Annotated in this window: 4 protein-coding genes and 2 pseudogenes; 4 read left to right on the forward strand and 2 right to left on the reverse strand. The window is 36.6% G+C overall.

What is annotated here, in order from left to right; translation table 11 throughout:
* Positions 1–82: 82 nt before the first annotated feature.
* Positions 83–754 carry a hypothetical protein gene (locus O9334_RS02070; protein ID WP_190381537.1) on the reverse strand — a complete coding sequence of 224 codons (672 nt, stop codon included), beginning with the start codon at positions 752–754 and terminating at the stop codon, positions 83–85.
* 487 nt (positions 755–1,241) lie between these two features.
* Here O9334_RS02070 and O9334_RS02075 point away from each other — a divergent pair, with 487 nt between their 5' ends.
* From O9334_RS02075 to O9334_RS02090, 4 genes and pseudogenes are all read left to right on the forward strand, one after another.
* Entirely contained in the window at positions 1,242–1,667 is a 426-nt protein-coding gene (locus O9334_RS02075) for a DUF29 family protein (protein ID WP_287998965.1), read from the forward strand.
* 100 nt (positions 1,668–1,767) lie between these two features.
* Entirely contained in the window at positions 1,768–2,040 is a 273-nt protein-coding gene (locus O9334_RS02080; RefSeq protein ID WP_287998967.1) for a DUF2281 domain-containing protein, read from the forward strand.
* Positions 2,027–2,167 (forward strand): annotated as a pseudogene (locus O9334_RS02085) (type II toxin-antitoxin system VapC family toxin); the annotation flags it as partial. The gene O9334_RS02080 and the pseudogene O9334_RS02085, both read left to right, overlap by 14 nt.
* 246 nt (positions 2,168–2,413) lie before the next feature.
* Complete coding sequence (locus O9334_RS02090) at positions 2,414–3,784, forward strand: helix-turn-helix domain-containing protein (protein ID WP_287998968.1); 1,371 nt, start codon at positions 2,414–2,416, stop codon at positions 3,782–3,784.
* 72 nt (positions 3,785–3,856) lie between these two features.
* Here the strand turns inward: O9334_RS02090 and O9334_RS02095 are convergent.
* Positions 3,857–4,033: pseudogene (locus tag O9334_RS02095) on the reverse strand (type II toxin-antitoxin system RelE/ParE family toxin); the annotation flags it as partial.
* Between the last annotated feature and the right edge of the window lie 141 nt (positions 4,034–4,174).

The raw sequence follows: 4,174 nt of genomic DNA on the forward strand, positions 1-4,174 counted from the left end.
GTAGGGCATACGGGAACTTTCGGGCTAGATCCGATAAACGCTTGGGGAGAGAATACCTCTACTTTTTCAGAAGCGATTCTGTCTAAGCAAGTAATCTCTTTGAACCAAGAATCCCCGTCGCTTTAGCGCGGGGAGTGTCAACAACTACAACAGACCCATCGGCTGATACTCCATTAGCCTTGCTATAGTCTCCTACTAGTAAGGACCCCAGTCCGACCGCCCCCGTTGCTTGTGTCCAACGGTATCCCCCACTAACTACAACAGACCCATCGGCTGATACTTTTACACTGGGGACATCGCCAGGTCTGGTACCAGGTAAGTCCTCTAGTACGACCATTCCCCCTGCTTGTGTCCAACGGAATGCCGTATCACCAGCGCTATAAAGAGAGCCTGAACCAACCACAACAGACCCATCAGCTGATACTCCTGAAGCACTGCTATATTTTATCTGCTTTGGGCAAATTGGAATCTCCCCCCCTGGCAGACAAGGTGGCGCTGGTAAGTACCCTAGTCCGACCATCCCCGTTGCTTGTGTCCAACGGAATGCCTCACTATTAAGATCTGTACCATTAGCAGTTTCACTTCTACCAACCACAACAGACCCATCAGCTGATACTCCATAGGCTGCGCTCCCGAAAATACCACCAGGTAAGTCTCCTAACCCCTGAAAAGAGGCGGCTTGTGCCTGGAAAGCCACCCCGATCGCACCCAATCCGATCCCTAAGCTGATACAATTAGCTAGTATCTTGTTCATAACCTGATAAGACTCCAAAAAACTAAGTGATTCTTACAATCTAGATGTTCACTTTGGTTTTGTCTGTGGGAATTTGTGGCCATTTTGGATTTTCTGATATAATAATTTTTGTGGGATAAAGTGGGATTTAGTGGTAAAAAGGAGGGCAAGGATCATAAAACAAGGCTAAATTTGATTTCTAGGTTCGATCCCCCCTAGCCCCCCTTGAAAAGGAAGGAACCAGACTCAAAGTCCCCCTTTTTAAGGAAGGAACCAGACTCAAAGTCTCCCTTTTTAAGGAGGGAAACAGACTCAAAGTCCCCCTTTTTAAGGAAGGAACCAGACTCAAAGTCCCCCTTTTTAAGGAGGGAAACAGACTCAAAGTCCCCCTTTTTAAGGGGGATTTAGGGGGATCGAACTAGCGAAGCTTATAACTAGCAACTTGGGTTAATTTAAATGCGGAACAAATTACTAAATCAAGAGGTTAACCAGTAAAAAAAAGCAAAAAATGGAAGAATTATTAGAGTTAAAAAATCTATTAATAGCTGGCAATGTTCCCGATGCCTTGATCTTGGTAGAGGAAATGACAGAAATGAGTAAGGATGATAAGCTCAATAAGATTTTTAGCTTTAGTATTATTGTCCTATTACATCTGATTAAGCAGCAAGCAGAAAAACGCAGTACCCGCTCATGGGAAACCTCTATTTCTAATTCTGTTCGACAGATTCAACGCATTAATCAACGACGTAAAACTGGAGGAAATTATCTAACATCAGAAGAATTAAAAGAAACCTTAGATGATGCTTATTCTTCCGCTTTAAGACAAGCGGCATTAGAAGCTTTTGAGGGTATATATCAACCAGAAGAAATTGAAGCTATGATCGATAAAAATAAAATTATTAATCAAGCATTGGAATTGATATTAATCGATTAAGTAACAGGTGACAGTCGGAAACAAATCAGGAGGTTTAAATGTCAGAAACAGTCGCTTAAAGATTAGCAGCCTATTTAAAAACCTTAACAGAGGAAAATTAATGATTAACTTAGAACAAATTCAACAAGATATTAACCAATTACCTGAAGAAGCACAAAACTTACTGATTGATTTTATTGAGTTATTTAAAAAACGCTATTCTTTAGCAAAAAAGCCAGAGATTGCAGCAAAAATAAACCCTCAAGCTCAAAGTACCCTAGACATTTTAAAAGAATCTGGGTTAATCGGTTGTATTAGTGCAGAATCAGACCTTTCTACTAATTATAAATCCGTTCTCAAAGAAGGATTAAAAGCTAAATATGATCATCGTTGATACTGGGTTCTGGGTGGCTTTATTTAACAATAAAGATCAATATCATCTAATAGCACAGCAAACCTTAGCACAGTATTCTTCTCAACCTCTAATTACAACTTGGTGTGTTTTAACAGAAAGTTGTCATCAGTCCGTGGTAGTTCGTAGCGAATATGTCAGATTTTTAAATATAGCGCAGGGTTCAATTAATAAATTAGAAACTTATCTTCTCCTATCTGGACGGATAGGATGAGGTGAGCAAAAAGAGATAAAATAATAGTTGATATTTTGCAAGAGTAAAGTAAAATGATTATTAGTCTGATAAAAAAACAAGAAACCTAAAATATGTTCCCTTATCCCAACCAGCAATACAAATGTTCTATTGCTTACTTATATGGATATTCAAACCCTTTTAGAATGGACAGATAAACAGGTATTAGAGAAAACTGGTAAACATCTTGATTCATTGCAAGAATCCATCTTACAGGGTATTTGGGAACATCAAGATTATGAAAAAATTGCCGAAAATAATCAGCGCAGTTATGACCATATAAAAAAAGAAGCATGGAAGTTATGGCAACTGTTATCAGATGTTTTTGAAGAAGATATAAAAAAGTCTAATGTTCGTTCTATTTTAGAAAATAAAGCTTCATCTACTATTTATCACTTTGTTAACTATCATTGTAATAATATCGGCAATAACCATATAAACATCTGTAGAGAAAATAACCCCTATTCAGAAAACAACTTAAAAAAGTCTTCAAATTTTCCAGATAATGATCATCTATACCCAATAATTAACCTAACAAAAGCTCCTGAATTAAGGTATAACTATGGACGTAAGTTAGAAATATCAACCTTAAAAGAATGGCTAGATAATAAAACTCGATTAATTACTATTTATGGGTTAAGTGGAATCGGAAAAACAGCTTTAACCCTTAAATTAATTTCAGAAGTTGCCCGACAATTTGATTATATTATTTACCGCAGTCTGGAAAATATTCCTCAATTAATCGCTCTCAAAGATGATCTAAAACAGTTTTTCAACCAATCTCTATCAACCCCCTTACCTGATATAATAGATTATCTAAGCTCCTATCGTTGTTTAATTATTCTTGATGATGTGCAGAATATTTTTAAACTGGGGGAATTAGCAGGTAAATATTTAAACGACTGTCAGGATTATCATAAATTTTTTCAGCAAATTGCTACCACATCTCATCAAAGTTGCTTGATTTTAATTAGTTGGGAACTTCCCAGAGATTTTGTCACCTTAAAATCAGATAAAATTAAAACTTTATACCTGCAAGGTTTAACAACAGAATTTGAAGAAATCTTCAAAGAATACGGTTTAAAAAGTGAGGAGAAATGGACAGAACTGAGCGAACTTTATCAAGGTCATCCTAACTGGTTAAATATTATCTCCTCAACCATTATTGAACTATTTGATGGAGAAGTATCCTTATTTTTAGAACAAATGAAAAATGAAATTTATTTAGGGGATATAGAAGACTCGATCGAATGTCATTTACAGCGTTTATCCGCAACAGAAAAAAAGGTGATGCACTGGTTAGCTAATCAAACTGAAGCGGTAGAAAAGTTTCCCAAAACTGCTAATCTTGACTTATCTACTTCTGAATTTTGGGCAGCTATTCAGTCATTAATGAGACGCTGTTTACTGGATAAATTACCATCAGAAACCTCGTCCTATTTTCCTATTAATCCTGTCTTTAAATCTTATCTTAAAAGAAATCCTAACGATTAGAAAAAATTGATATTATTCTAAATATATGTGTACCGCAACGCAGAAACCCGCCGGATCGCTTTCCAGTATATCCTATTTTCTATACACCTGATCGTGACTACCAATATCAATTAACAAGATGATAACTTCTAAATATTCTCCATCTTCCGAAAAACTAAAAATAATTCGACAATCGTAAGCTACAGTACAAGACCATAACTCTTCTAAATTACCACTTAACTTATGGGTTTTTAAAGACAGTGTAAATGGGCTCAAGGGGTGACAAAGGGGTTCAAAGGTAATCAAGATAAAGACTCTAGCCAAATGAACCCAAAAGAAATAGAGTGGTTGAGACAACCACCCAAAATTTCAATATGTTACCATCATTCTATCAGGCCTGTTTACAAGCCA

The sequence above is a fragment of the Microcystis sp. LE19-8.1F genome, assembly GCF_027531715.1.
Lineage (GTDB): Bacteria > Cyanobacteriota > Cyanobacteriia > Cyanobacteriales > Microcystaceae > Microcystis > Microcystis wesenbergii_A.

What these genes read in the sequence shown, in the direction of transcription:
- O9334_RS02070 (WP_190381537.1), bottom strand. Translation starts at nt 754, where the DNA reads ATGAACAAGATACTAGCTAATTGTATCAGCTTAGGGATCGGATTGGGT.
- O9334_RS02075 (WP_287998965.1), top strand. Translation starts at nt 1,242, where the DNA reads ATGGAAGAATTATTAGAGTTAAAAAATCTATTAATAGCTGGCAATGTT.
- O9334_RS02080 (WP_287998967.1), top strand. Translation starts at nt 1,768, where the DNA reads ATGATTAACTTAGAACAAATTCAACAAGATATTAACCAATTACCTGAA.
- O9334_RS02090 (WP_287998968.1), top strand. Translation starts at nt 2,414, where the DNA reads ATGGATATTCAAACCCTTTTAGAATGGACAGATAAACAGGTATTAGAG.